This is a genomic window from Pseudomonas sp. AB39(2026) (genome assembly GCF_059831485.1).
Genome location: NZ_CP195212.1, coordinates 4,415,951 through 4,440,735 on the forward strand (window position 1 = coordinate 4,415,951; position 24,785 = coordinate 4,440,735).

At 60.5% G+C, this 24,785-nt stretch carries 19 protein-coding genes, 1 tRNA gene and 2 pseudogenes; 10 read left to right on the top strand and 12 right to left on the bottom strand.

Annotated elements, in window-relative coordinates; genetic code table 11:
* Nucleotides 1-173 precede the first annotated feature (173 nt).
* The 5 genes and pseudogenes from ACSAMW_RS20365 to ACSAMW_RS20385 form a co-directional block, all read left to right on the top strand.
* A pseudogene (locus ACSAMW_RS20365) lies at nucleotides 174-1,393 on the top strand (AMP-binding protein); the annotation flags it as partial.
* A 228-nt stretch (nucleotides 1,394-1,621) separates the two neighbouring features.
* Entirely contained in the window at nucleotides 1,622-1,900 is a 279-nt protein-coding gene (locus tag ACSAMW_RS20370) for an AMP-binding enzyme (RefSeq protein ID WP_500594093.1), read from the top strand.
* A 174-nt stretch (nucleotides 1,901-2,074) separates the two neighbouring features.
* Entirely contained in the window at nucleotides 2,075-3,772 is a 1,698-nt protein-coding gene (gene fadD1 / locus ACSAMW_RS20375; protein ID WP_500591805.1) for a long-chain-fatty-acid--CoA ligase FadD1, read from the top strand.
* Nucleotides 3,773-3,885: 113 nt separating this feature from the next.
* Nucleotides 3,886-7,797, top strand: coding sequence for an ATP-dependent RNA helicase HrpA (gene hrpA, locus ACSAMW_RS20380; RefSeq protein ID WP_500591806.1), 3,912 nt, complete (start codon nucleotides 3,886-3,888; stop codon nucleotides 7,795-7,797).
* An 81-nt stretch (nucleotides 7,798-7,878) separates the two neighbouring features.
* Entirely contained in the window at nucleotides 7,879-9,000 is a 1,122-nt protein-coding gene (locus ACSAMW_RS20385; RefSeq protein WP_500591807.1) for a beta-ketoacyl-ACP synthase III, read from the top strand.
* Nucleotides 9,001-9,042: 42 nt separating this feature from the next.
* On the opposite strand, the gene ACSAMW_RS20390 is transcribed toward ACSAMW_RS20385, so the two are convergent.
* Entirely contained in the window at nucleotides 9,043-9,813 is a 771-nt protein-coding gene (locus tag ACSAMW_RS20390) for a class I SAM-dependent methyltransferase (protein WP_500591808.1), read from the bottom strand.
* Between the two features lie 129 nt (nucleotides 9,814-9,942).
* On the bottom strand, nucleotides 9,943-11,229 hold the full coding sequence (locus ACSAMW_RS20395; RefSeq protein WP_500591809.1) for a putative porin: 1,287 nt from the start codon (nucleotides 11,227-11,229) through the stop codon (nucleotides 9,943-9,945).
* A gap of 304 nt (nucleotides 11,230-11,533) precedes the next feature.
* Between ACSAMW_RS20395 and ACSAMW_RS20400 the strand changes: the two genes are divergently transcribed.
* On the top strand, nucleotides 11,534-12,664 hold the full coding sequence (locus tag ACSAMW_RS20400) for a GNAT family N-acetyltransferase (protein ID WP_500591810.1): 1,131 nt from the start codon (nucleotides 11,534-11,536) through the stop codon (nucleotides 12,662-12,664).
* Here ACSAMW_RS20400 and ACSAMW_RS20405 read toward each other — a convergent pair.
* From ACSAMW_RS20405 to ACSAMW_RS20415, 3 genes and pseudogenes are all read right to left on the bottom strand, one after another.
* A complete protein-coding gene (locus tag ACSAMW_RS20405; RefSeq protein ID WP_500594094.1) occupies nucleotides 12,661-13,092 on the bottom strand; it encodes a methyl-accepting chemotaxis protein in 432 nt (143 codons plus the stop codon). The genes ACSAMW_RS20400 and ACSAMW_RS20405 overlap by 4 nt on opposite strands.
* Nucleotides 13,093-13,200: 108 nt before the next feature.
* Nucleotides 13,201-13,977 (bottom strand): annotated as a pseudogene (locus tag ACSAMW_RS20410) (PAS domain-containing protein); the annotation flags it as partial.
* Between the two features lie 105 nt (nucleotides 13,978-14,082).
* Entirely contained in the window at nucleotides 14,083-15,267 is a 1,185-nt protein-coding gene (locus tag ACSAMW_RS20415) for a GAF domain-containing sensor histidine kinase (protein WP_500594095.1), read from the bottom strand.
* 171 nt (nucleotides 15,268-15,438) lie between these two features.
* On the opposite strand from ACSAMW_RS20415, the gene ACSAMW_RS20420 reads away from it, so the two are divergent.
* A complete protein-coding gene (locus ACSAMW_RS20420; protein WP_500591811.1) occupies nucleotides 15,439-16,515 on the top strand; it encodes an MBL fold metallo-hydrolase in 1,077 nt (358 codons plus the stop codon).
* Here ACSAMW_RS20420 and ACSAMW_RS20425 read toward each other — a convergent pair whose 3' ends face one another.
* The 3 genes from ACSAMW_RS20425 to ACSAMW_RS20435 form a co-directional block, all read right to left on the bottom strand.
* Nucleotides 16,516-17,436: a formate/nitrite transporter family protein gene (locus tag ACSAMW_RS20425; RefSeq protein ID WP_500591812.1), complete on the bottom strand. Its 921-nt coding sequence runs from the start codon at nucleotides 17,434-17,436 to the stop codon at nucleotides 16,516-16,518.
* Nucleotides 17,437-17,482: 46 nt separating this feature from the next.
* Nucleotides 17,483-18,367, bottom strand: coding sequence for an alpha/beta hydrolase (locus ACSAMW_RS20430; RefSeq protein WP_500591813.1), 885 nt, complete (start codon nucleotides 18,365-18,367; stop codon nucleotides 17,483-17,485).
* 71 nt (nucleotides 18,368-18,438) lie between these two features.
* Nucleotides 18,439-19,170 (bottom strand): YuaM family protein, encoded by a 732-nt coding sequence (locus ACSAMW_RS20435; protein ID WP_500591814.1) that lies wholly within the window; start codon nucleotides 19,168-19,170, stop codon nucleotides 18,439-18,441.
* A gap of 271 nt (nucleotides 19,171-19,441) precedes the next feature.
* On the opposite strand from ACSAMW_RS20435, the gene ACSAMW_RS20440 reads away from it, so the two are divergent.
* Nucleotides 19,442-19,518: transfer RNA gene (locus ACSAMW_RS20440), tRNA-Val, on the top strand.
* 149 nt (nucleotides 19,519-19,667) lie between these two features.
* Nucleotides 19,668-20,150, top strand: coding sequence for a GNAT family N-acetyltransferase (locus tag ACSAMW_RS20445; RefSeq protein WP_500591815.1), 483 nt, complete (start codon nucleotides 19,668-19,670; stop codon nucleotides 20,148-20,150).
* 22 nt (nucleotides 20,151-20,172) lie between these two features.
* On the opposite strand, the gene ACSAMW_RS20450 is transcribed toward ACSAMW_RS20445, so the two are convergent.
* Nucleotides 20,173-20,778 (bottom strand): DcrB/PsbP domain-containing protein, encoded by a 606-nt coding sequence (locus tag ACSAMW_RS20450; RefSeq protein WP_500591816.1) that lies wholly within the window; start codon nucleotides 20,776-20,778, stop codon nucleotides 20,173-20,175.
* A gap of 177 nt (nucleotides 20,779-20,955) precedes the next feature.
* Between ACSAMW_RS20450 and ACSAMW_RS20455 the strand changes: the two genes are divergently transcribed.
* A complete protein-coding gene (locus ACSAMW_RS20455; RefSeq protein WP_500591817.1) occupies nucleotides 20,956-21,507 on the top strand; it encodes an ATP-dependent Clp protease proteolytic subunit in 552 nt (183 codons plus the stop codon).
* Between the two features lie 134 nt (nucleotides 21,508-21,641).
* On the opposite strand, the gene ACSAMW_RS20460 is transcribed toward ACSAMW_RS20455, so the two are convergent.
* The 3 genes from ACSAMW_RS20460 to ACSAMW_RS20470 are packed head-to-tail and all read right to left on the bottom strand — an operon-like array spanning nucleotide 21,642 to nucleotide 24,771.
* Nucleotides 21,642-22,574, bottom strand: coding sequence for an alpha/beta fold hydrolase (locus tag ACSAMW_RS20460; RefSeq protein WP_500591818.1), 933 nt, complete (start codon nucleotides 22,572-22,574; stop codon nucleotides 21,642-21,644).
* Complete coding sequence (locus ACSAMW_RS20465; protein WP_500591819.1) at nucleotides 22,574-23,842, bottom strand: ATP-grasp domain-containing protein; 1,269 nt, start codon at nucleotides 23,840-23,842, stop codon at nucleotides 22,574-22,576. Before ACSAMW_RS20465 ends, ACSAMW_RS20460 begins: the two co-directional genes overlap by 1 nt.
* Nucleotides 23,839-24,771 (bottom strand): alpha/beta hydrolase, encoded by a 933-nt coding sequence (locus ACSAMW_RS20470; RefSeq protein ID WP_500591820.1) that lies wholly within the window; start codon nucleotides 24,769-24,771, stop codon nucleotides 23,839-23,841. The genes ACSAMW_RS20465 and ACSAMW_RS20470 overlap by 4 nt, the downstream gene beginning before the upstream one ends.
* Between the last annotated feature and the right edge of the window lie 14 nt (nucleotides 24,772-24,785).

A 24,785-nucleotide genomic window follows, 5' to 3' on the forward strand; every position in this document is an offset into this window, starting at 1 on the left:
AGGGTCGATCCTGTTCGCGCAAAGGCGCCTAGTGTATCGCCATGTGGCGTGTCTATTTCAATTCAGGATGTAAATAACGCAACCCTGGCGGTTGCCATAGTTCACTCAGCTGCTAATTTCGCCCCAAGGCTGCGCTGGCATGAAGCCCGCGCCTCAAGCAGGGGAGAATAACAATGCAACCTGACTTCTGGGCCGACAAGCGCCCCGCAGGCCTACCTACCACGCTGGATTTCACTAGGTGGGCCTCTGTAGTAGAGGTGTTCCAGTATGCCTGCGGCGCCTTCGCCGACAAGCCTGCCTACAGCAACCTGGGGCGCACGCTCACCTATGGCCAGCTGAAGCGCGAAGCGGAGGCCTTTGCCGCCTGGCTGCAACAGCATACCGACCTGGTGCCCGGCGACCGCATCGCTGTTCAACTGCCCAATGTGCTTCAGTACCCTGTCGCAGTGTTTGGCGCCCTCTGCGCAGGGCTGATCGTTGTAAACACCAACCCGCTGTACACCACCCGGGAAATGCGCCACCAGTTCAAGGATTCAGGCGCCAGGGCCCTGGTTTACCTGAACCTGTTCGGCGACCGCGTTCAAGAGGTGGTCGCCGACACACCCATGGACTACCTGATCGAGGCCAAAATGGGCGACCTGCTGTCGCCCGCCCAAGGCTGGCTGGTGAACCTGGCGGTGGCAAGGTTGAAAAAGCAGGTACCCAATTATCATCTACCCCAGGCCGTTGGCTTCACTCGGGCGCTGAAGCTGGGCCGCAAGTGCGCCGTCATGCCCGTTGCCCTGTGCCGTGAAGATACTGCCGTATTGCAGTACACCGGTGGTACCACGGGCGTGGCCAAAGGCGCGATGCTGACCCATGGCAACCTGCTTGCGAATATGCAGCAAGTGCAGGCGTGCTTTAGCCAATCAGGTGCCGATGGCCAACCCCTGGTGCGTGACGGCCAGGAAACCGCCATTGCGCCGCTCCCGCTTTACCACATCTACGCCTTTACCGCGCATTGCCTCTGCCTCATGGTCACCGGCAATCACAACGTGCTCATTACCAACCCACGCGACATTCCTGCCTTTATCAAGGTGCTGAGCCGTTGGCGGTTCACGTTTTCGTTGGGTTGAACACCTTGTTCGTGGCGCTGATGGATCATCCGGCGTTCGCGAGGCTGGATTTTTCCGCACTGAAGGTCACGAACTCAGGTGGCACGGCACTGGTGAAAGCGACTGCGGAACGGTGGGAAGCGCTCACGGGTTGCCGAATCACCGAAGGCTACGGCCTGACAGAAACCTCGCCTGTGGTCTGCACCAACCCCTACGGTAGTGGGGCGCGCTTGGGTTCAGTGGGCCTGCCCGTGATAGGAACGGCGCTAAAGGTTATCGACGAGCAGGGGCAGGCGCTACCCTTGGGCGAGGCCGGTGAGCTATGCGTGCGCGGGCCGCAAGTGATGAAAGGCTACTGGCAGCGCCCCGAGGAAACGGCGCAAACGCTGGACGGCGAAGGTTGGCTGAAAACCGGCGACATGGCCATCATCGACCCTGACGGTTTTGTGCGCATTGTGGACCGCAAGAAAGACATGATCATTGTGTCCGGCTTCAACGTATACCCCAACGAAGTGGAAGAGGTCGTAATGGCCCACCCTCAGGTGCTTAACTGTGCAGCGATCGGCGTGCCTGACGAGCGCACGGGGGAGGCCATACGGCTGTTCGTGGTACCTCGGGCCAATAGCCTGGACGTAGCAGCCCTCAGCCACTGGTGCCGTGAGAACTTGGCACCGTACAAGGTGCCCAGGCAGGTTCTGATACGAGACGCCCTGCCCATGACGCCTGTAGGAAAAATACTGCGCCGTGCGCTACGAGAAGAAGCCCACGCTTCAGAAAGGAGGCCAAGGAAGGGTTGCGAGGTTTAGAGTAATTACACTAAAAGTGACTGAGGGCGGTGATCGAGTTTTCAATATGACCTTTGGCGTGGGTCTGGCTCTAGGCGGTTTTTCCCAAAGCTGATAATCTCGGCCCGCTTTTCACCATATCTATAAGAACCGCATCGACTGCGGTGATCTCGCCGTACGAGGAGCAGGGTTTCCATGGCCGACAATTTCTGGGCAGACAAGTACCCGCCGGGCATTCCCGCCGAGATCGATCCAGATGCATACCCTAATATCCAGGCCGTGCTCCAGCAGTCGTGCCAGCGGTTCGCCCACAAACCTGCGTTCAGCAACCTGGGCCAGACGCTCACCTACGGTGACCTGTACGCGCTGTCCGGTGCCTTTGCGGCCTGGTTGCAGCAGCATACGGACCTTATGCCAGGCGACCGCATCGCTGTGCAACTACCCAATGTGCTGCAGTACCCGGTGGCCGTGTTCGGCGCGATACGGGCCGGGCTGATCGTGGTCAACACCAACCCGCTGTACACGGCGCGGGAAATGGAACACCAGTTCAAGGATTCCGGTGCCAAGGCACTGGTGTGCCTGGCGAACATGGCTCACCTGGCCCAGGCGGTCGTACCCAAGACCGCAGTGCGTCATGTAATCGTGACAGAAGTGGCCGACCTGCTGCCGCCGGTGAAGCGGCTGCTGGTCAACAGCGTGGTGCGGTACGTCAAGAAAATGGTCCCGCCCTACCATATTCCGGGCGCGGTACGGTTCAACCAGGCCCTTGCCTTGGGCCGTGGCGTCGCCATCAAGGAGGTATCGCCCAACAGTGGCGAAGTGGCCGTGCTGCAATACACCGGCGGTACAACAGGCGTGGCCAAAGGCGCCATGCTCACCCACCGCAACCTGGTGGCCAACATGCTGCAATGCAAGGCGCTGATGGGGTCGAACCTGGCAGAAGGCAGCGAAGTGCTGATCACGCCGCTGCCGCTGTACCACATCTATGCGTTCACCTTTCACTGCATGGCCATGATGCTGATGGGCAACCACAATGTGCTTATCAGTAACCCGCGTGACCTGTCGGCCATGGTCAAGGAGCTGGGCAAGTGGAAATTCAGTGGGTTCGTGGGGCTTAACACGCTGTTCGTTGCCCTGTGCAACAACGCTGACTTCCGCAAGCTGGACTTTTCCGCGCTCAAGCTCACGCTTTCTGGTGGTATGGCATTGCAAGCGGCGGTAGCCGAGCGTTGGCGTGAAACCACGGGCTGCTCCATTTGCGAAGGCTATGGCATGACCGAAACCAGCCCCGTGGCGACGGTCAATCCCAAGCAAGGCATCCAGATCGGCACCATTGGCATTCCTGTCTGTTCCACCCTGTGCCGTGTCATTGCCGACAGTGGGCGCGAACTGGGCTTTGGCGAAGCCGGGGAACTGTGCGTGAAAGGTCCACAGGTGATGAAAGGGTACTGGGAGCGCCCGGAGGCTACGGCAGAGATGCTGGATGCCGACGGTTGGCTCAAGACGGGCGATATCGCGGTCATTCAACCAGACGGTTACATCCGGATCGTGGACCGCAAGAAGGACATGATCCTGGTGTCCGGTTTCAATGTGTACCCCAACGAGCTTGAAGACGTGCTGGTTACCTTGCCCGGCGTTCTGCAGTGTGCGGCCATTGGTATCCCTGATGAAAAATCCGGCGAGACCATCAAGGTGTTCGTGGTGGTCAAGCCTGGCATGACCGTTACACGTGACCAGGTGATGGACCATATGCGCGCCAACATGACCGGCTACAAGGTGCCCAAAACCGTTGAGTTCCGCGACAGTTTACCTACCACGAACGTTGGCAAGATCCTGCGCCGCGAGTTGCGTGACGAAGAGCTGAAAAAGCTGGGGCTCAAGAAAACCGCTTGAGGCCTAGGGGCGATGGGCCAGATGTGCCGTCGCCCCTGCCGGCGCCCCCAAACCCTGGCAAATCTGCGACAATCCCGGTCACATTTTCTACCGTGCCCGCCCGGGCCACACTGATGACCGAACCCACGCCGTCCCTCGATACCCTGTTGCGCAACCTTGACCTGGCCCAGACCGCCGACCGCCATCGCCTGCGGCGGCAATTGCACGAGCTGCGTAAAGCGCCCGACGAGGCCAAGCTGGCCCGCTGGCTGGAACGCTATGAAGCGTCCTGCGCCGTTGTAGCCGAGCGGCGTGCCAGCGTACCGACCATTCGCTACGACGATCAGCTGCCGATTGCTGCCAAGCGCGACGAGATCAAGGCGCTCATCGCCAAGCATCAAGTGGTGATCATTGCGGGCGAAACCGGGTCCGGTAAAACCACTCAATTGCCCAAAATCTGCTTGGAACTGGGGCGTGGGCAGGCTGGGTTGATTGCCCATACCCAGCCACGCCGGATTGCCGCCCGTAGTGTGGCCACTCGAGTGGCCGAGGAGCTGGGTACGCCCTTGGGCAGCCTGGTGGGCTATCAGGTACGCTTCGAGGACCAGAGCAGCGCCAGCAGCCTGGTAAAGCTGATGACAGACGGTATCTTGCTGGCGGAAACACAGCACGACCGTTTCCTTGAGCGCTACGACACTATCATTGTGGACGAGGCCCATGAGCGCAGCCTGAACATCGACTTCCTGCTGGGCTACCTCAAAACCCTGCTGCCACGCCGCCCGGACCTGAAAGTCATCATCACCTCGGCCACCATCGACCTGGAGCGCTTTTCCAAGCACTTCGACGGCGCGCCTGTGATCGAAGTGTCAGGCCGCACCTTCCCTGTAGACGTGTGGTACCGCCCACTGGTGGGCGAGCAAGACGAAGATGGCAATACGGTAGAAGAAGACCTGAGCATGGACCAGGGCATTCTCGCCGCGCTCGAAGAATTTGCCGAGCTGGAACGCCAGGATCGGAAAAGCCCAGGTGACGTGCTGGTGTTCCTGCCGGGTGAGCGGGAGATTCGCGATGCGGCCGAGTACCTGCGCAAGGCCCAGCTACGCCATACCGAGATACTGCCGCTGTACGCGCGGCTGTCACCGGCCGAGCAGCAGCGCATTTTCCAGTCCCACCCTGGTCGGCGCGTGGTGCTTGCAACCAACGTGGCCGAAACGTCCCTGACCGTACCGGGCATTCGCTACGTGATTGACACCGGTACGGCGCGCATCAGCCGCTACAGCTACCGCGCCAAGGTGCAGCGCTTGCCCATTGAGGCGGTGTCCCAAGCCAGTGCTAATCAGCGCAAAGGTCGTTGTGGGCGGGTTGAGCCAGGGTTGTGCGTGCGCCTGTACAGCGAGGAGGATTTCAACGCACGGCCGGCCTTCACCGACCCGGAAATTCTTCGCACTAACTTAGCAGCGGTGATTCTGCAGATGCTGCACCTGCGGCTGGGTGCCATCGATGCCTTCCCCTTTATCGAGCCACCGGACGGCAAGGCTGTCAGCGATGGCTTCAACCTGTTGCAGGAACTGCGCGCGGTCAACCGCGAAAACCAGCTCACGCCCCTGGGCCGCCAGTTGGCGCGCCTGCCCGTGGACCCGCGCCTGGCGCGCATGCTCCTGGAAGGCGCTCAGCAAGGCAGCCTGGCCGAGGTGCTGATCGTGGCCAGCGCGCTGTCCGTACAAGACCCGCGCGAGCGCCCGCCAGAGCGTCAGCAAGCCGCCGACCAGGCCCATGCCCAATGGAAAGACGTAGATTCTGACTTTGCCGGGTTGGTGAACCTGTGGAACGGCTTCGAGGAGCAGCGTCAGGCACTGGGCAGCAACCCGTTGCGCAACTGGTGCCGCAAACAGTTCCTCAACTATTTGCGCTTGCGCGAGTGGCGCGACGCGCACCGCCAATTGGCGCTGATCTGCCGCGACCTGCAATTACCCGTCAACCCGGAGCCGGCCGACTACGCCAAACTGCACAAGGCTATCTTGTCCGGCTTGCTGAGCCAGATAGGGCAGAAGACGGAAGAGGGGGATTACCTGGGGGCACGGCAACGGCGATTCTGGGTTCACCCGTCCAGTGGCATCGGGCGCAAGCGGCCGCAATGGTTGATGGCCGCCGAGCTGGTGGAAACCACTAAGCTGTACGCCCGCATGGTCGCCAAGATCGATGCCCAGTGGCTGGAGCCGTTGGCTGAGCACCTGATCAAACGCAACCATTTCGAGCCCCACTGGGAGAAGAAGCGCGGCCAGGTGGTGGCCTTCGAGCAGATTACCCTCTATGGCCTGATTATCATTGGCCGCCGCCCGGTTCATTTCGGGCCGATCGACCCTGTCGCTTCCCGAGAGCTGTTTATCCGCGAAGGCTTGGTGCGCGGGGAGATCCAGTCCCGTGCGCGGTGCCTGACGGCCAACCGCCAATTGCTGGAGCGCCTGGACGAGCTGGAAGCCAAGGCGCGCCGCCGCGACATCCTGGCCGATGAAGAAACGCTCTATAACTTCTACGAAGCCCGGCTACCTGCAGAGATCCACCAGACCGCCACCTTCGACAGCTGGTATCGCGTTCACAGCCAGAAAAACCCGAACCTGCTGATTATGCGGGATGAGGATGTACTGGCCCGTGAGGCCAGCGAAGTCACGGCAGCCCTGTACCCCGATACGCTGCACTTGGGTGACCTGGCTTTGCCCCTCACCTACCACTTCGAGCCTGGCAATACCCGTGATGGCGTGACCCTGCGGGTGCCGGCACCCTTGCTCAATACGCTGCCGGCCGAACGCCTGGCCTGGCTGGTGCCGGGGTTGATCGAGGCCCGCTGCGTGGCCCTTGTGCGTAACCTGCCCAAGGCCGTACGCAAGAATTTCGTACCGGTACCGGACTTCATAAAAGCCGCGCTGGCGCGCATGGTCTTCGGCCAGGGTTCGTTACCTCAGGCACTGGGAGCAGAGCTTACCCGCATGACAGGCGCCCGTGTGAGCGAAGAGGACTGGGCCGACGCCGAGCGCCAGTTGGAAGGTCACCTGCGCATGAACCTTGAAGTGGTAGACGCCCAAGGCAAGTTCCTGGGCGAAGGCCGCGACCTGGCCACCCTCACCGCACGCTTTGCCGAGGCCGGGCAGGCGGCACTGGCCATGCCTGCGGCTACCCAGGCGTCCGGGCCGGTACAGCCCAAAGCCTTTGCCTCTGTGGCCGAAACCGCACGGCATAACGTCGCCGGCCTTCAGCTCACGGTCTATCCGGCCTTGGTGGAGGAGCAGGGCGAAGTGCGCGAAGGCCGGTTTTCCACAGCAGCCGAAGCCGACTATCAACACCGGCGCGCCCTGCAACGCCTGCTGTTGCAGCAATTGGCAGAGCCGGCGCGCTTCCTGCGCAGCAAGCTACCAGGGCAAACCCAGATGGGCCTGTTGTACCGGGACCTGGGGCGTATCGAGGCCTTGGTCGAAGACATATTGCTGGCCAGCCTGGACAGCTGCGTGCTGGAAGGGGAGGCCAACCTGCCGCGCGAAGGCGCTGGGCTGGCCAGCCTGGCCGAACGCAAGCGCGGCAGCTGGGCTGAGCATGCCGAGCGGTTGGCGCGCCTGGTACTGGAGGTCCTGACCTTGTGGCACGGCTTGCAGAAGCGTTTCAAGGGCCGTATCGACTTGGCCCAGGCCGTTGCACTCAACGACATCAAGCAGCAACTGGCGGGGCTGGTCTATCCTGGGTTCGTTCGGGAAACACCGGCTCAGTGGCTTAAAGAGCTGCCACGCTACCTCAAGGGTATCGAGCTTCGCCTGGATAAAGTGGGCACTCAGGTGCAACGTGATCGTGTCTGGAGCGGCGAACTGGGCGAGTTGTGGGCGCAGTATCAGGCACGTGCTGCCAAGCACGCTCAGGAGGGCAAGCGCGACCCTGAACTGGCACTGTACCGCTGGTGGCTTGAGGAGTACCGGATATCGCTCTTCGCCCAGCAGTTGGGCACAAAAGTGCCGATTTCAGACAAGCGCCTGGCCAAGCAATGGGCGTTGGTGGAAGCCTGATGCCAATGGGCACGTTCGTGCCAAGTGTGGCAAAATCTGCGGGCTTCGCCTTCACAGGCGCCCCTATTCAGAGGAACGAACGTGTACAACGTCGTTATCAGCGGTACCGGGCTGTTCACACCGCCCCACAGCATTACCAACGAAGAGCTGGTGGCATCGTTCAATACCTGGGTGCACCAATACAATGCCGCACAGGCCGAGGCTATCGGCCGTGGCGAGCAGGAGCCCCTGGCGGAGTCCAATGCGGCGTTCATCGAGAAAGCGTCTGGCATCAAAAGCCGTTTCGTGATGGACAAGGCCGGTATCCTGGACCCGCAACGCATGGTGCCGCGCTTGCCCGAGCGCAGCAATGACGAGCCCTCGATTCTGTGCGAAATGGCCACGGCGGCAGCGCGGCAGGCATTGGACCGAGCAGGGCGTACGGCCGCCGATGTAGATGCAGTCATCGTGGCCTGTTCCAACTTGCAACGGCCTTACCCAGCCGTGGCTATCGAGGTGCAGCAGGCCTTGGGCATCCAAGGGTTTGGTTTCGACATGAACGTGGCTTGTTCGTCCGCCACCTTCGGCATTCAGGCAGCCGCCAACGCTGTTCAACTGGGCCAGGCCCGGGCGGTGCTGGTGGTCAGCCCGGAGATCTGTACGGGCCACCTGAACTTCCGCGACCGCGACAGCCATTTTATCTTTGGTGACGCCGCTACTGCTGTGCTGGTGGAGCGGGCCGACCTGGCTACATCGCCGTACCAGTTCGATGTGGTCAGCACCAAGCTGATCACGCAGTTCTCAAACAACATTCGCAACAACTTCGGCTTCCTCAACCGGGCAGCGGAAGAGGGCGCCCTGGCACAGGACAAATTGTTCGTGCAGGAAGGCCGCAAAGTATTCCGCGAAGTATGCCCCATGGTGGCTGAGCTGGTGGGCAAACACCTGGAGGAAAACGACATCGAAGTCAGCCGGGTGTCACGGTTCTGGCTACACCAGGCGAACCTGAGCATGAACCAGCTGATCGTGAAAAAACTGCTGGGGCGCGATGCTACGGCAGACGAAGCGCCGGTGATTCTTGATACCTACGCTAATACCAGCTCTGCCGGTTCGGTGATTGCCCTGCACAAACACCAGGATGACCTGCCCCAAGGCGCCCTGGGCGTGCTGAGTTCGTTTGGCGCCGGTTACTCCATTGGCAGCGTGATCCTGCGCAAGCGTTGAAACACGTGTCGGCGCTATGATGCCGACATGCAGGTGAGGCCCTTAACCCAGGCGTTGGCACACGTACGCCTGCGTCTGGTAAGGGAACTCGATGGTCGCCCGGCCCGCCAATGCTGGGTGATCATGAATCAGTTCGCGTAACTGTTGTGCAACGGCGGCGTTATCAGCAGCAGGCAGGCTGGCAATAAAGCTGACCGAGAGAAATCGGTTCATGATGACGGTTTCGGCTGTACCCGCATGGGTGTAGCCGAAGCACGTAGGTTCGGGGGCGGAAAAAAGTGTTCCATCGAACGGCGCTAGCCACTTCCCAGTATGAAACCTCGGTGTATCACCCTCGTACGGCGTGATTATCCGGGTAATCTCCGCTACCCAGTCCACCGACTCATCACGCACATTCCACACCAACCCCAGCCGCCCCTCCGGCTTGAGCACCCTGTGAATCTCTTCAAGGGCTTTCCGTTCGGCAAACCAGTGGAAGGCTTGGGCACACAGTACGGCATCGACGTTGCTGTCCGGCAAAGGAAGGGCTTGTGCGGTACCGGGGGCTACCTCGATATCCGGGAAGCTTTGTATAAATGCCTGGCGCATGGCCTCCACCGGTTCAATGGCGATCACGTGATCGCTGAGCGGTGTCAGCAGGCGGGTAAACTTTCCCGTACCTGCGCCCAGGTCGACCACACGCGCCTGTGGGGTAATGTTTATCGTGTGGTTGAGCCAGGTGCTCAGCCCCTTGGGGTAGTCTGGGCGGCCCTGGGTATACCGCTGCGCCTGTGCCGAATAACCCTTTAGTGCAGCGTTGTGGACAGACGACATGGAGCAAGCACCTATCGTTGTGGAGGGTGCAGTATAGTCCAGGTTTGTCTGTGGGACCGGCGCAGCCGAAGGCGGAGACCGACAACAGGCCTCCGCGCAATGGGCTGCAGCAAACAGGTTACAGCACCCTTAGAACTTCGCTTCCAAGTCCACTTGAAGGGTATCGACGTCCGTGTCGGTACGGTTGGTGACATAGGTGTCGGACTCGGCCATGAAGTAGGTTGCGCCCAGGGCAAAGTTCTTGTCGATGTCGTAGGACACTTTCAGCTTGTGGCCCCGCGCGCCGGTGAAGCCGCCGCCGAAATCAGAATCGGTGAAGGCGCCCACCACCGCATTGCGCTGAACATCGCGGTAGTTGTAATCCAGGCTCCACTTGTCGAAGACCTTGGTCTTGGCGCCCACCAACCAGGCACTGTCGGCGTCGTCGCTGGCGTCTGCGTTCTTCACGTATTGGCCATACACGGCCAGGGGGATCACCATGCCGGTGATGTCCATCTGGGCGAAGCCTTCGTACAGCTTGAACTGCTCACCAGCGGTGTTGCCGTTCACCGATAGCTTGCCCGATCCGGCGGTATCATCACCGTCACCGTCGAAGCCGTACACGCTGCCACCGACGGTCAGTTTCAGGTTATCGGTAAGGCCGAAGCGGCCGCCCAACTGCCCTGCGTACATGCGTAGGTCGTGGCGGAACTGCACACCTTCGCCGTCTACGTTGTCTTTGAGGTTGTAGTAGCCCGCGCTGCCGAATAACTCGTTGTTGCCGCCGATCGAACGCTTGTAAGCGGCAGAAACGCCTTCAGGGTTGATGTCGCCATCCCAGATCACGTCACCCATGTTCACCCACTGCTGGGTCATTTTGCCACCCACCAGGTGCAGGTCTGGCAGGGCCGTGGGGTGCCAGTCCAGGTAGGCCAGGTCTACCCAGGAGCTCTTCTTGACGAAATAGTTGTCTAGGTTTTCGTTGGTAGAGCGCGCATCGCTGCTGCTCCCCGTGGCCAGGCGAATGCCTGCGTCCACTTGTGGGTTAATCTGGCTGTACACCCCAAAGCGGGCACGTACGCGCTGGCGGTCGGTGTCCTTGCCACTGTTGCTGGCAGCACCATCGGTGTTCTGATCTTCGTAGCGCAGGCGAACGTCGCCTTTTATCTGGGTTTTCGACGCCCATGCCACTTTCTGTTCAAAGGCGGACAGCTCTTCTTTCTTGGCCTGGGCTGCTGCGACCTGCTGCTGTTGCTGCGCTTGCCTGTCGCGATCCAGCTCGCCCTTGAGTTCGGCGTATTGGCTGCCACTGATCGAACCGTTAGCGCGGAGCATTTCCAGCAGCTTTTCATCGACGGCCGCCGAGGCGGGCAGGCTGGCTGCCAGCAGCAGGGCTGCGCAGGCGCCGGCACCGGTTCGTGTTGAAACAAGACGCATAGGTTACTCCCTGGTTAAGAGCGGGACGTGGTCATCCCAAGACAGGTCCGATCAGGACGGCAGCGGGGTTGAGCCCCGTCTTCGAAAACAGGCGCAAGTATTGCGGGGGGGGTGTGACAGGTGAGTGGCAGCCACATGGCAGGTTGATGACAAGCGAAGCGGTGCGAGCCGCTCTGGAAAAGGGGTTGCACGCTGACGGCAGGCGCCTTGCCACTATGCTGGATCAAGCCGCTGGTAGCCTGAGCTGTAAAACCCGTGCATTTTTCAGCACTATGGATAGCCACTGCACCTTGGGGATCGATTCATGACCATACAGATTGCAACCTGCCTGGCAGAGGTGCCGCCGCAGGCCTGGGATGGGTTGCTGACCGATGCCCAGCCCTTTCTGCGTCACGGCTTTCTCAGCAGCCTGGAAGACAGCGGCAGCGTGGGCCGCGGCACCGGCTGGCGCGCCGAGCACCTGTTGTGGTGGGACAAGGGGGTGCTACGTGCCGCCATGCCGGCCTACCGAAAAAGCCACTCCTATGGCGAGTATGTGTTCGACCATGGCTGGGCCGACGCCTGCCGCCGTGCCGGGCTGGCGTACTATCCCAAACTGTTGTGTGCCGTACCGTTCAGCCCAGTGACCGGCCAGCGTGTGCTAGGCGACCCGGCGTACGGGCTGGCCCTGCTACGGGCAATCCCCGAGCACTTGGCAACGGCGGGCTACTCCGGTGCCCACGTGAATTTCACCGAGGCTGGGGTCGATCACCTGCTTGCCCAGGAGCCAGGCTGGCTTGAACGGCTAGGCTGCCAATACCACTGGCACAACCGGGGCTACCGGGATTTTCAGGATTTTCTTGATACCCTCAACTCACGCAAACGCAAGCAGATGCGCAAGGAACGCGAGCAAGTGGCGGCGCAGGGCTTTGAGTTCCAGTGGCTGAAGGGCCGTGAGCTGGGCGAGGCCCACTGGGACTTCGTCTACGCCTGCTATGCCAATACCTATGAAGTGCGTGGCCAGGCGCCGTACCTGGAGCGCGCGTTTTTCAGCCTGCTGGCCGAGCGCATGCCGGACGCCATTCGCGTGGTGTTTGCACACCAACGTGGCCGGCCCGTGGCCATGGCGTTCTGCCTGGTGGATGGGCAGACGTTATACGGCCGCTACTGGGGTTGCCTGGCAGAGTTCGACCGGCTGCATTTTGAAACCTGTTTCTACCAAGGCATGGACCAGGCCATTGCCTTGGGGCTGTCGCGCTTCGATGCCGGCGCGCAGGGTGAGCACAAGCTGATCCGGGGCTTCGAACCGGTTATTACCCGGTCCTGGCATTACCTGATGCACACAGGCCTTCGGGACGCGGTGGCCGAATATCTGGACGGTGAACGCGAGGGCATCCTGCAGTACGCCCTGGAGGCGCGTAGTGCGTTGCCCTACCGGCAAGCCGACAGCAATTAGTGCCCGAGTTGGGTTGCAAACTGCTGCACCGCACTCACCACCTTCTGCGCACCATCCTGAATTTCCACGATAACGCTGCCGGCCTGGCCGGCCAGTTCCATACCGGCCTGGGCCTGCTGCTGGCCCGTGGTGATAACGCCCACTGCGTCGGACGCCAGCTTCTGGTTCTTTTGCACTACGCCTGCGATTTCAGCCGTGGCTTGGGTGGTACGCGAAGCCAGCTGGCGAACTTCATCGGCCACCACCGCAAAGCCACGCCCCTGTTCCCCTGCGCGTGCCGCTTCAATGGCTGCGTTGAGCGCCAGCAGGTTGGTTTGCTCGGCAATGCCGCTGATGGTTTTGATGATGGTACTGATCACCTGGCTCTGCTGGTCCAGGGCCTGAATGCCCGCAGCCGCTTCTTCCATCTGCCGTGCCAAGCCGTTCATCACGGCAACGGTCTGCTGCACTACATCCGCACCCCGGTGGGCGGTGCTGTCGGTCTGCACGGAAGTGCTGTAGGCAATGGTGGCGGCATCGGCCACCGCCCTCTCGCGGTCGACCTGCTCCGTGATCACGGTGGCAAACTTAATGATCTTCACCAAACGGTCGTTCGGGTCCAGTACCGGGTTATACGAAGCCTCCAGCCACACCGGTCGGCCTTGGCTGTCTACCCGCTGGAAACGCGTGGCCACATATTCGCCGCGGCGTAGTTGGTCCCAGAACGCTTGGTAGGCCGGTGAACTGACCTCTTCGGGGGTGCAGAAGAGGCGGTGGTGCTTACCCTTGATCTGCTCAAGGCGATAACCCATGGCGCCCAGGAAGCGATCGTTGGCGGTGAGTACATTGCCTTGCAGATCGAATTCGATCACAGCGGTGGAGCGGAGCAGGGCCTTGATCACGCCTTCCTGTTCGCGGGAGGTTTCAATGGTGCGGGTCAGGTCATTGGCATAGAGGATAAACTCGGTGACCGCACCGCTGCTGTCTTGGGCCGGGACCAGCAGTACACGTAGCCAGGCTTCGCGACCGTCCCGGCGTAGCAGGCGCAAGGCGCCACTGAAGCTCTCCGCGCGCTCAAGGGCGGTGCGTACTCGCAGGTGAAAGGGGTCGCGTTTCACATGGGCCGGGACCAGGTCTTCCAGTGGCTTGCCGAGCAGTTCCGTCCGGCGGTAAAGCATCTCCGTCTCAAAGTTCGCATTCACATGCTCAATGCAGCCTTTGGGGTCGAGGCGGATAACCAGCATGTCCGCGTCGAGCAGTGAGCGTATCTGCTGGGTAGTCGCATGCTCTTCGCGCAGCGTCGCCAGTTCGGATTTGAGGTGTTTGTTGAACATGGCGCACTCCTGACAGGACCTGCAAAATGGATGTCAGGGCATCGGCCATAGGGAGCTGCGCTTTAATCACGGGGCTTTAGTACCGACGAAGGGGCTAGGCAAAGGTCAGTCGTGAACCTGCAAGGGCAGGCTGAATACGAACCGGGTGCCAGCGTCGGTAGAGGCCACCTGGAGTTCGCCGCCATGGGCCACAGCGATGTGATGGGCGATGTAGAGCCCCAGGCCCAGGCCATTTCCGGGCCGCTCATTGCGGCGCCGTTGAAAAGGCTGGAACAGCTGCGCCAGCACCGCGTCTTCGATGGCCGGGCCATAGTTATGCACACTGATAAGCAGGTGGCCCGGCGTTCGTTCGGCAGTCAAGGTCACAGGCTGGTCCTGAGCGCCGTGCAGGATGGCATTGCTCAGCAGGTTGGACACCAGTTGCGTCACACGCTCCCGGTCGCAGTGCACGCCTTCCAGGTTGCCAAGCACGGCCTGCACTTCCCGGTTCGGATAGATACCTTCGATTTCCTTGACCACCTGCTGCAAGGCCTGCGACAGGTCGGGGCAAAGGGCTACCTTCAAAGTAAGGCCACCTCCCAGCCGCCCTCGGGCAAAGTCCAGCACGTCTGCCACCAGGCGGGACGCCCGTTCACCACTGGCGCGGATGTGTTCGACAACGGTTCTTGAACGGTCTTCCAACGTACGCCTGAGCAACAGCTCAGCGCCGGCGCTGATGGCGAACAAGGGGTTGCGCAGGTCATGGCCGAGTACCGCAATGAACTGGTCACGCAACTCTGCGGCTTCTTGTTCGCGCAACAGTGCTGCTTCAGTGCGTTGCTGCGCTAGCTCGGTTTCAATCATTACCGACAGCAACCGGGCGAATGACTCGACCATGGCCGGGGCGGTGCTGTGTCTCAAGGGGGTAGGCAGCGGGTCGAACGCGCAAATGGTGCCGAACAGGCGGCCATCGGGGAAGAACATAGGTACGGAAATATAGCTTTCAAAACGATACAGCTTCGGCGTGGGGTGGTCGCAAAAGCCTGGGTCTTCACTGGCATGATCGATAACGATGGGCTTGTGGCTATCGCGCAACTCATCGCACAGGGTGGTATGCAAGGCCAACTCATCCCCCGGCGCCAAGCCAAAGCCCAGGCGGTCATCCACGGCACAGGCCATCCAATGGGTATCGGTCACCCGTGCAACGGCCGCAAAACGAAGGCCGGTGGTTTCGCACACCACTCGAAGCATGGCAGGCACAGCCTGTATCCGGCTGATAAGGGCGACGTCATCGTTCAGGTGGCTTGCCATCATGGGGTGTCCAATGGAATTCGATGGCAGAGTTTAGGCCATGTATGAACGTTCCCGAAACCCGCATACTCCGGATGCGCCCTGGGGCGTCGGCCTGTATGCTCAAAGCCTTGGCCCCACGTCCCCGTTCCTTATATGAAACGATTGGTTGCTACAGGAGTGCTATTGCTGATGGCCCTACCGCCCCTTGCGTCCGCTTTGGAAGATGAGCGCCTACCGCACTCACGCATGGCTGACGGCCGCTATCAGAACTTCACAGTGTCGCCCCCGGATGGCGTGCTGAAAAAGCTGCGTATTGGTGTCAAGTTTCTGCTCATGCGCAAACCTCCGCAAACGCGCCCCCAGGCACCGTTGCCCGTGCAGCCTCTGAGCCGCCAGGTGCTATTGGATGCACCGGACAACAGCCTGTGGCGGCTGGGGCATTCCACGCTATTGATCAAGACCCACGGCGTTTTCTTTCTCACCGATCCGGTGTTCTCTGAGCGTGCTTCACCTGTGCAATGGGCCGGCCCCAAGCGCTTTCACGCGCCGCCGCTGAGCCTGGATGACCTGCCACCCTTGGCGGCGGTGGTGCTATCTCATAACCATTATGACCATCTGGACCATGCCAGCATCATGGCCCTTGCGGCCAAGACCGAGCACTTTCTCGCCCCGCTGGGCGTAGGCGAAACCCTGATGGAGTGGGGCGTACCCGCGCACAAGGTGCGCCAGCTGGACTGGTGGCAGGAAACAGAGGTCGCCGGTGTTCGCCTGGCCGCAACGCCTGCGCAGCATTTTTCCGGCCGTAGCCTTACAGACAGCAACCGAACCCTGTGGGCCTCTTGGGTGTTGATCGACCCGCAATGGCGGCTGTTCTTCAGTGGCGATTCGGGCTATTTCGAGGGCTTCAAAGCTATTGGTGAGCGCTACGGCCCGTTTGACCTGGCGCTGGTGGAAACGGGTGCCTACAACGCGGCCTGGCCTAACGTGCACATGCAACCTGAGGAAAGCCTAAAGGCCTGCCAGGATGTACAAGGGCGCTGGATGGTCCCTATCCATAACGGCACCTTCGACCTGGCTTTCCACGCCTGGCAAGAGCCCTTCGAGCGCATCACCCGCCTGGCTGACGCCGCCGGTGTGCCCGTGGCCACCCCCCATTTGGGCGAGCGGCTGGACCTGCTGCAACCGCACCGGGGTGTTGCCTGGTGGCGTGAGGTAGAGGCCGTGCCCCTGGCCGAGAGCGAGCAGGGGCAGGTGTACCGGCCCTGATTACTTTGTGGGGGTAGTAGAGGCGTCGCTGCGGATCTGCGCATGGCTGATCAGGGCGAAGATAAAGCTGCCGCCAATGATGTTGCCGGCCAGAGTAGGACCGGCAAAGCCCAGCCAGAAGTCGCTCCAGGGCAATTCACCCGCCCATACCAGGTAGGACACCTCTGCAGCGCCCACCACGATGTGCGTGAAGTCACCCAGGGCCATCAGGTAGGTGATCATGATGATCACCCAGATGCGGGCGTTGTCTAGGGCCGCGATCATCCACACCATGGTGGCAATCATCCAGCCCGAGATAATGCCTTTGGAGAACATCTGCCCTGGTGCGTTTTCCATGACCTTGTGGCCGATTTCAAGGAAGGCCTTGTCCGTGGCGGTATCGAAAATAGGCAAGTGCAGCATGATCCACGACACGAACAAGGTGCCTACCAGGTTGCCGCCCAGTACCACGGCCCACAGGCGCAGCAAGCGGGTGAAGTTGGCCAGGGTAGGGTGGGTCATGACCGGTAGTACGGCTGTGATGGTGTTTTCGGTGAACAATTGCTGGCGGGCCAGGATCACGGCCAGAAAGCCGGCCGAATAGCCGAAGCTGGCGATCACATGGCTGGCCTCGCCGGCTGGCAGGCGTGCGTTGAGCAGCCCCATGGCCATCAACGAGAGGCCCATGGTCAGGCCGGCAGCCAACGCAGACCAGAACAGTGCCGCCACACTGCGCTCCAGTTCATGGTCACCCTGGCTACGAATGATCTCATGCAGCACGGCGGGGCGCGGTGGGGTGCTTTCTTCCACCTCGTCTTTTTCGTCGTTCGAAAGCCCAGGTGTCTCTTTGCCGGAGGCTTCAACGCCTGGCTGTTCAGCGAGCTGTTCAGCGGGTCGTTCGGCGCTGTGTGGGGAGGTGTCGCGGCGTTCTTGGTCAGTCATCGTAGGTTCGCTCCTGGCAGTGTGCTACTGACTGCCGCCCGTTGTGTTAGTTGCCTACCCCGAACAACTCCCGAAGGGCCACGGTATATTCGCGGCTGCCCACCGTCATGCTGTTGTTGTGGGTGCCGCCGGGTACCAGCAACAGCCGCTTGGGCTCGGCTGCCGCCGCGAACAAGGCCTGGCTGAAACGGTCCGGTACGTACTTGTCATCGGTGCCGTGCACGATCAGTACGGGCATGCGAATGCCACCGATTTTATCCACGGAGTCGAACTTCTCCGACAGCACCCAACGAAGGGGCAATGAGGTGTCGATCACCGCCATGGCCGCATCGGCCATGTTGGTGAAGGTGGATTCGACGATCAGGCCTGAGGCGGGGGCAGCATCACCTTCACCAATACGTTCGGCCAGGTCCACGGCGATGGCGCCCCCCAAGGAGTGCCCGTAGATAAAGCGCTTGGCCGGGTCGGGTTGTAGCGTGACCAACCGTTCCCAAGCGGCCTGTGCATCCTGGTAGACGCTGCGTTCGGACGGTAGCGCGCCTGGGCTATCGCCAAACCCACGGTAATCGATGGCCAACACCGAGAAGCCCATGGCCCGCAGTTGGCTGATGCGTCGGAGCTGGGCGGTGAGGTTCCAGCGAGTGCCATGCAGGTAAAGCACCGACGGCGCCCCTTTGGCCGAAGCTGGCCACCACCAGGCATGCAAGTATTGCCGCGGGTTGGCCTGGTCGGCGGTGACAGGAATAGTCATGTCCACCATGCCGTCCGGCACCCCGCTGAACCAGCTGGCTGGGCCGGGCTCGATGTTGAAAATCAGCTCCCGCTCCTTGTAGGCCAGGCGCGAGCACCCGTAGGGTAGGCCCACGGCCAGAAACAGCGCCAGGCCTGCCAGGGTGAGCCAGCGGCGGTGAGGGGAGCGTGCAGGAGCCATGGGCAATGCCTTGAGGTGCGTGAGGAAACGACTCAGTGATAGACCGCTGCGCTGGGGAGGTGTTGCGGTGCTTAGCAGGGTGGGTGGGTTGAATGGCTGGTTGCTTTTTGCGCGTGAAGCGCTTGGTCAAGCAAGTCCAGCTCGTACCGATAGCGGTCGTTGAGCATGCGTAGCACCAAGCTACCCAAGGCAAGCCCCGTCAGCACTGCCAACCCCAGCAATAGGCCTAGGTTAAGGGGATGATTCCATACCCCCAAGGTGAATTTCTCACTTACGGCGGTAAACCCACCTAGTGCCTGTATTGCAGAAAACCCCAGCACCGCGAGGGTAAACAAGGCCACCTTATCGCCGAACACGCTGGCAATACGTCGCTCCTGGCGGCCGATTTTCTGAGTGAGCAATCGGTGCACATGTTCCAGGTCGCACAGGGGGTACTCCAATAGCCGGGCTACGTATACGGCTTCAGCAGCAAAACCTGCTAGCAGTTGCTGAAGGGTATCGGTCCGCCAATAACGCAACGCCGCCACTGCCGCAACAATAGGAAAGCTCAGCGCAAGCACCATCAGGGCCTGGCTTGTCAGCCCACTGATAAGGCCTGCCATACGCAGGGTACTGCCCACCGGTAGATCTACCCAAGCCCAGCCAGCAATTGCCACCACAGGTAAAAACGCGGCGATAGCTGCCCAGAACAGCAGTTTTGCCAGTTTCTCCATCCGTGCCACGAAGGGCCGTTGAGTCTGACTGTCCTGAAGCCTGCAGGTATTGAGGTAAGACAGAATCGCGCTTACGTTCGGTGACAGCATGGTTCGTACCTTGTATCGGGGTAGGAACCGTTTTGTACCATTGGCGGGTGGGGCGAAGCGCAGGCGATGAACAGTTTGGGAAACGTCCTACGCAAGTTTTCCACGTTTCATGGGGCTGGCGGGTGGCGAAGTTTCAACACGGCGGCTGGCCTTGGTAATGAGGACTACGCCTTGTACCAGTCCAAGATGATGGCTTTGTGACACTGGCTAACGATAGCCGCGTTAGCACGTTGACAGTCGCTGGAATATCCGTAGAATGCCGCGCCACAGCAGGCACATAGCTCAGTTGGTTAGAGCACCACCTTGACATGGTGGGGGTCGTTGGTTCGAGTCCAATTGTGCCTACCAGCTTAAAGCCCCGGTGTTCCGGGCATGAGAAGGGCGATCCGAAAGGGTCGCCCTTTTTTGTTGCTCATACGGCGGTAAAGCCCGTGATCCAAGAGGCAATCTGAGCCATTATCCGGTGCGTGTCATTCCCTACCTGTCAGGAGACTTGCGTGTCCTTTCACATTCGCGACGCTACCCGTGCCGATGCAACGGCCATCCATGGCTTTATTCTGGAGCTGGCTATCTATGAGAAGGCTGAACACGAAATGCAGGCCACGGTGGCCGACATCGAGCGCAGCTTGTTCGATGAACCGTCCCCCGCCAGGGCAGTGATGTGCGAGCGGGACGGGCAGCCCATTGGCTTTGCCGTGTACTTCCTCAGCTACTCCACCTGGCAAGGCCGCAAGGGCTTGTACCTGGAAGACCTGTTCGTGTCCCCTAGCCATCGTGGGATAGGGGCCGGCAAGGGCTTGCTGCGCCATCTGGCGCGGATTGCCCATGAGACGGGCTGCGGCCGTGTGGATTGGAGCGTGCTGGACTGGAACCAGCCCGCCATCGACTTCTACACCTCTATTGGTGCCCAGGCCCATGAAGAGTGGGTGCGGTATCGCCTGGAAGGCGACGCGCTGGAGGCATTTGCGCTAGGGGCATGACCTGTGCGAACCCAGCACGGGTTCACTTCCTGGCGCCGGCCACCACGCGCTTGACCATGGCTTGGTGGCCGGCCGGGTCGCTTTCCCGTGACACCACCTGCACCACGGCCAGCTGCTTGCCAACGCCTGTAATGAAATAAGTGGTCAGTGTTCGGCCGCCGCCGATGCTGGCAGTGGCGTCTACCTGCTGGGCAGGCAGGCCATTCAAGGTCACGCGTTTTTCTGCCGTCTTGTGAAAGTCTGTCAGGCCTTGGGCCTGGCGGCCGATAAAGCCTTCGCTGGCACTGGCCAGGAAGCTGTCGTCGTTGGCGGGGGTCGCACCCGTACCCGCTTCAACGGGTACTTCGGTCGTTACCACAATGCGCCGGTCCTTGTCGTTTGTGTAAAGCGTGCCGCTGGCGCCGGCTGTACCCGTGCTGGCCTCGCCTGGCGGTAATGGTGTGCCGGTATAGCCGGTGGGCAGGCTGAACTGCAGCTTGCCACCCAGCAGGCTTACCTTGAGGGTTTTGCTTGAGGTCGGCGCTGCAGCGGCAGGCTTGTGGGCTGCCTGGCCGCACCAGGCAACGGGCGATACGGTACACAGCCCGATCAGGCACAGGGACCAGGCAAGCGAGCGGGGCAGGGGCATTCAGGTCTCCAAAAGTGCAAAGGTAGGCAAGAAGGGGAATTTATAGGCAGTGATCGCCAGGCGCTACATTTTGCTGTCTTCACACCGTTCGTCCTTCCAGGGTAAGCGACCTGAACTGGGCTGTACCGCGTTGGCTCAACATTGAAAGGCCTGATCACGCCGGAGGGAGCAGTCAGCATGACCACACACATTGTGCATTTCACCTCGTCGATCAATTCCACCTCAACCGGTGAGCTCATCGAAAAATGCTCATTGGCTGTCCAGAAAGGCGCTTCAAGCATCGTGATCAAGATTGCGACCATGGGCGGCGAGTGCAGTTATGGCTTTTCGCTGTACAACTTTCTGGTGGCGCTGCCCATTCCTGTCCATACCCATAACCTGGGCACGGTCGAGTCCATGGGCAATATCATTTTCCTGGCGGGGGAGCGGCGCACGGCATGTAAGCACAGCAAGTTCCTGTTCCACCCTTTTCACTGGAACCTGCACGGCTCAGTGGACCATGCACGCATGTCCGAATACGCCATGAGCCTGGACTACGACCTGGAGTTGTATTCGCGCATTGTGGACGAGCGTACGTACGGTGCGGCTGTGCCTTTGGACGTGTCCAGTTGCCTGATCGCGTCCCCCCGCATTCTGAACGCCGAGGAAGCGCTGGCTACAGGGGTGGTGCATGGGGTGGATGAGTTGCCGATGCCCAAGGATGCGGTATGCCATGTGGTGCATGGTTAGGCCGGGTGTGCGATGTGCTGATGCCGGGCGACAGGCTTCACCCATCACCCATCACCCGGTTTGGACCTTCTCTCTGTAGCGTTTCAACGCGCTGCCAGGGCCTACTTTATGCCGATCCTACTTGGTAAAGGGTATTAGCTGGGGGCGCTGGATTCTACAGGTTGCTGGGCATGAAGCCGACAGTGCAGTCGGATATGCTCCAAGACAGTTTCATTCTCCTCGATAAACGAAAACGATCCACTTTTTTCGAGGAAGTGGAGGTCGATGGCGGGGCCTTCGAAACCCAATTGCAGTGCAGGGTACAACGCCCGGTCGTGGCGGCCTGCGAGCACTCGGGTAGCCGGCCCAAGGTCCTTGAGCCTGGGCCGAAAATCGGGAATCGCAAGCAACTGGCCACCAATTTCGAAATCTACGTCTGGCCCGCAGAACACTGGATACAGGTCCGTGTTGCGGGCGCCAGGTTCCGAGAACAGCTGGCTGGCATTGTGTGGGTCGTAGAACCTGACCAAGGGTGCCGCCAGCGCGAACAGTGATTGCATGCGCGCAGACGTAGAGGGCTCGCCAGCGGTGTGTAGCTCGCTGATCTGCTGCCATAGCTCAGGGTGTTGCGCCTGGAGGGTCCTATTGATGTTTTCGTGGTTCTTCTGCCACATGTCTGGGCTGTGCAATGAGTTGCATAACAGCATTGAATGAACGAGCGCCGGTTGTTCAAGGGCAGTTTGAAGGGCCAGTAACCCGCCATAGGAAAAACCGAACAAGTGAACGCCTGCAGGGCAGAGTAGCCGAATCAGGGCGCTCACATCGTTGGCATCCTGCTCGAACGTGATGGTCGACAAGTCTTCGGGCCTGTCTGATCGACCTCGGCCGTAAAGGTCCACATAGATCACGCGGAAATCGCTGTGCAACGCATCAAAATGCGGGTGGAACACGGCATGCGACCCGGCGGGGCCCAGCCCTGACAGCAACATCAAAGGTTCGCCTTCGCCAGCGATTTCCACCCATAAGCGCTTGCCATTGATGTCGTAAAAGCGCCCAGGCGCATGGGTTACAGCTGAGCAGCCATTCATTATCCGGCCTCCTGATAGTACTGAAACACACTGGCCTGAGCGCAATGCACAGCCTGTACGTCGCGCTCCAATAACGTTTGATCTTCATTGGCCAGCACCACAAAGCCTAGCGCCAGGGTTGCAAACAGGTCACACGTGGCAGGCACCTTCTGGGCTTCTACCACCTTGATGCTGCTGTCCACGTAGCTACTCAGCGAGGACAGTGAATGCAGCAACCCCGGATTTTGCACAACCGCAGGCTTGGCACTGCGCAAGAACACCACCGTCATGTGCTTGCGCAGGGTGTAGCCAGGCGGCGGAATGCGCCCATCGGCGAAGAAACTCACCGAGCGCTTGACCTGGCTGTCGCCTGTCGCCAGCTCGCATAAGCGCGGATGCCCGCCCCCGTGTGGCCGGGCGCCGAGCTCGATCAGTCTAGGGCCGGCATCGGTCAGCATGATTTCAATGTGGGCATTGCCCCAGGCCATACCCAAGGCGTTGAGGACCTGCTTGGCATAGGGCACCAGGAGTGCAGTGGCTGGGTGATCAGGTTCTACCCAGTCCATCCGATCGTAGATGGCCATGCCATTTTCATTAGCGATTTTGGTGTACTTGCAGACACTGCACAGGCTGTGCTCTGCGCCGTAGCTGAACGTATCGACTACATACTCCGTGCCACTCAGGTATTCCTGAACCAGCACATGATCGTTGATGATCCCAAGGCGATTGGGCCTGTGAAGCAGCTTTGAAAAAGCCTGTTCAAGCCCGCGCCCGGCCGGGAGCTTGCTGACGCCGTCCGTACTTGCGCTTTTGGGTGGTTTGATAACTAGGTCCTTGCCTACCAGGTGCTGCTCGGCAAGCCAATGCGCTACGGCCTGGTAGTGGTCGGTACAGATCTGCTTCATTATCGGCACGCCGGCGTCCCTCACTGCCTGCGCCATCAAGCCTTTGTCTCGCCTGGCAAGGGCCAATTGGGGTACGTTGGCGCGATCGGGGAGCACCAGTGGCGCAAGTTGCTCTGCCAATTCCACACCCGATTCACAGCCTGCCAGCACACATACAGGCTGATACTCACGCAATTGGCTAGCCAAAGGCTGTAGGTCCCCAGACGGAGCTACATACACCTGCACAAAGTCCTGCGCACGGTAAGACGCGGCATAAACGTCAGGGGGTTGAGCACAGGACAAGACGGCAATCACTTTGCAATCACTGGCCGCAAAGGTTCCGGCGAACAAGGCACCAGAGGAGTAAGGGTCCACTATCACCGCATAGCGGTCAGTGCGGGTCATGGCTCGTTCCTTAGCATGTCGCTGATCTTGCTGCAGTACCGTGTCCAGGCCTCCTCAACGCTCGGGCTCACCCCCCGCGCACGAATGGCGGCGTGGACCATGCCCGGCTCGATAACCAGCTCAGCTACCGTACCATGCCCCAGTAATGCGTCTGCGTACTGCTGGGCGTCGATCGCCAGGGAATCCATTTCGGCACCCATGACATACGCCTTTGGAAGGCCGGAGAAGTCGCCAGCTATCAGAGGGGAGACATAAGGGTGGGAGGTAGTCGCCGGGTCTGGTGAGTAACAAGCGGTGTAAAACTCCATTTCCCCGCCTGTCAGCAGGGGAGCATCCTCACCGCCGTTTCGCCAGCGAGTGAAGTCCAGCACGGGGCTGATCAGTGCTTGGCCTGCCAGGGAAGGGCCCTGACGATCGCGGCACATCATGGCAACGGCAACGGCCATGTTGGCCCCAGAGCTATCTCCGGCAATAACGATTTTTTCCGGATCTATGTCCAGCGAGGTGGCATGTTCGACAGCATAGAGAACGGCGTTGTAACAGTCTTCAAGTGCGGCTGGAAAGGGATGTTCCGGTGCAAGGCGAAAATCCACGGCCATGACTTTCACCTTGGCCTTGGACGCTATTTCCGCTGTGACAGTGTGATGAGTGTCCAGTGACCCCAGTACGAAACCACCACCGCGAACGTAGATGACCAGCCCTCGGCTGGCAATATCCAGCGGTTCATACAGCCTATAGCGCAGAGGCCGGCCCCCTTGCTCTACCGTTATCTGCTCCCACTGTACGTCGCCTGGCAATGCGTAAGGGAACTCGATCACCAAGTTGTGGTAAAGGCGGCGCTGTTTGCTCAAGTCGTAAGTGTAAGCATCCGGTGGCATGACCTTGTTGCAGCGGTTAACGAAGTCTTCTATGCCTGGTGCGTAAGCCATGGGTAGTTCCTCCT

Coding starts and splice junctions, on each gene's coding strand:
- ACSAMW_RS20370 (WP_500594093.1), top strand. CDS start 1,622: ATGGCCCACCCTCAGGTGCTTAACTGTGCAGCGATCGGCGTGCCTGAC.
- fadD1 (WP_500591805.1), top strand. CDS start 2,075: ATGGCCGACAATTTCTGGGCAGACAAGTACCCGCCGGGCATTCCCGCC.
- hrpA (WP_500591806.1), top strand. CDS start 3,886: ATGACCGAACCCACGCCGTCCCTCGATACCCTGTTGCGCAACCTTGAC.
- ACSAMW_RS20390 (WP_500591808.1), bottom strand. CDS start 9,813: ATGTCGTCTGTCCACAACGCTGCACTAAAGGGTTATTCGGCACAGGCG.
- ACSAMW_RS20395 (WP_500591809.1), bottom strand. CDS start 11,229: ATGCGTCTTGTTTCAACACGAACCGGTGCCGGCGCCTGCGCAGCCCTG.
- ACSAMW_RS20400 (WP_500591810.1), top strand. CDS start 11,534: ATGACCATACAGATTGCAACCTGCCTGGCAGAGGTGCCGCCGCAGGCC.
- ACSAMW_RS20405 (WP_500594094.1), bottom strand. CDS start 13,092: ATGAACGGCTTGGCACGGCAGATGGAAGAAGCGGCTGCGGGCATTCAG.
- ACSAMW_RS20415 (WP_500594095.1), bottom strand. CDS start 15,267: ATGGCAAGCCACCTGAACGATGACGTCGCCCTTATCAGCCGGATACAG.
- ACSAMW_RS20420 (WP_500591811.1), top strand. CDS start 15,439: ATGGCCCTACCGCCCCTTGCGTCCGCTTTGGAAGATGAGCGCCTACCG.
- ACSAMW_RS20425 (WP_500591812.1), bottom strand. CDS start 17,436: ATGACTGACCAAGAACGCCGCGACACCTCCCCACACAGCGCCGAACGA.
- ACSAMW_RS20430 (WP_500591813.1), bottom strand. CDS start 18,367: ATGGCTCCTGCACGCTCCCCTCACCGCCGCTGGCTCACCCTGGCAGGC.
- ACSAMW_RS20435 (WP_500591814.1), bottom strand. CDS start 19,170: ATGCTGTCACCGAACGTAAGCGCGATTCTGTCTTACCTCAATACCTGC.
- ACSAMW_RS20450 (WP_500591816.1), bottom strand. CDS start 20,778: ATGCCCCTGCCCCGCTCGCTTGCCTGGTCCCTGTGCCTGATCGGGCTG.
- ACSAMW_RS20455 (WP_500591817.1), top strand. CDS start 20,956: ATGACCACACACATTGTGCATTTCACCTCGTCGATCAATTCCACCTCA.
- ACSAMW_RS20460 (WP_500591818.1), bottom strand. CDS start 22,574: ATGAATGGCTGCTCAGCTGTAACCCATGCGCCTGGGCGCTTTTACGAC.
- ACSAMW_RS20465 (WP_500591819.1), bottom strand. CDS start 23,842: ATGACCCGCACTGACCGCTATGCGGTGATAGTGGACCCTTACTCCTCT.
- ACSAMW_RS20470 (WP_500591820.1), bottom strand. CDS start 24,771: ATGGCTTACGCACCAGGCATAGAAGACTTCGTTAACCGCTGCAACAAG.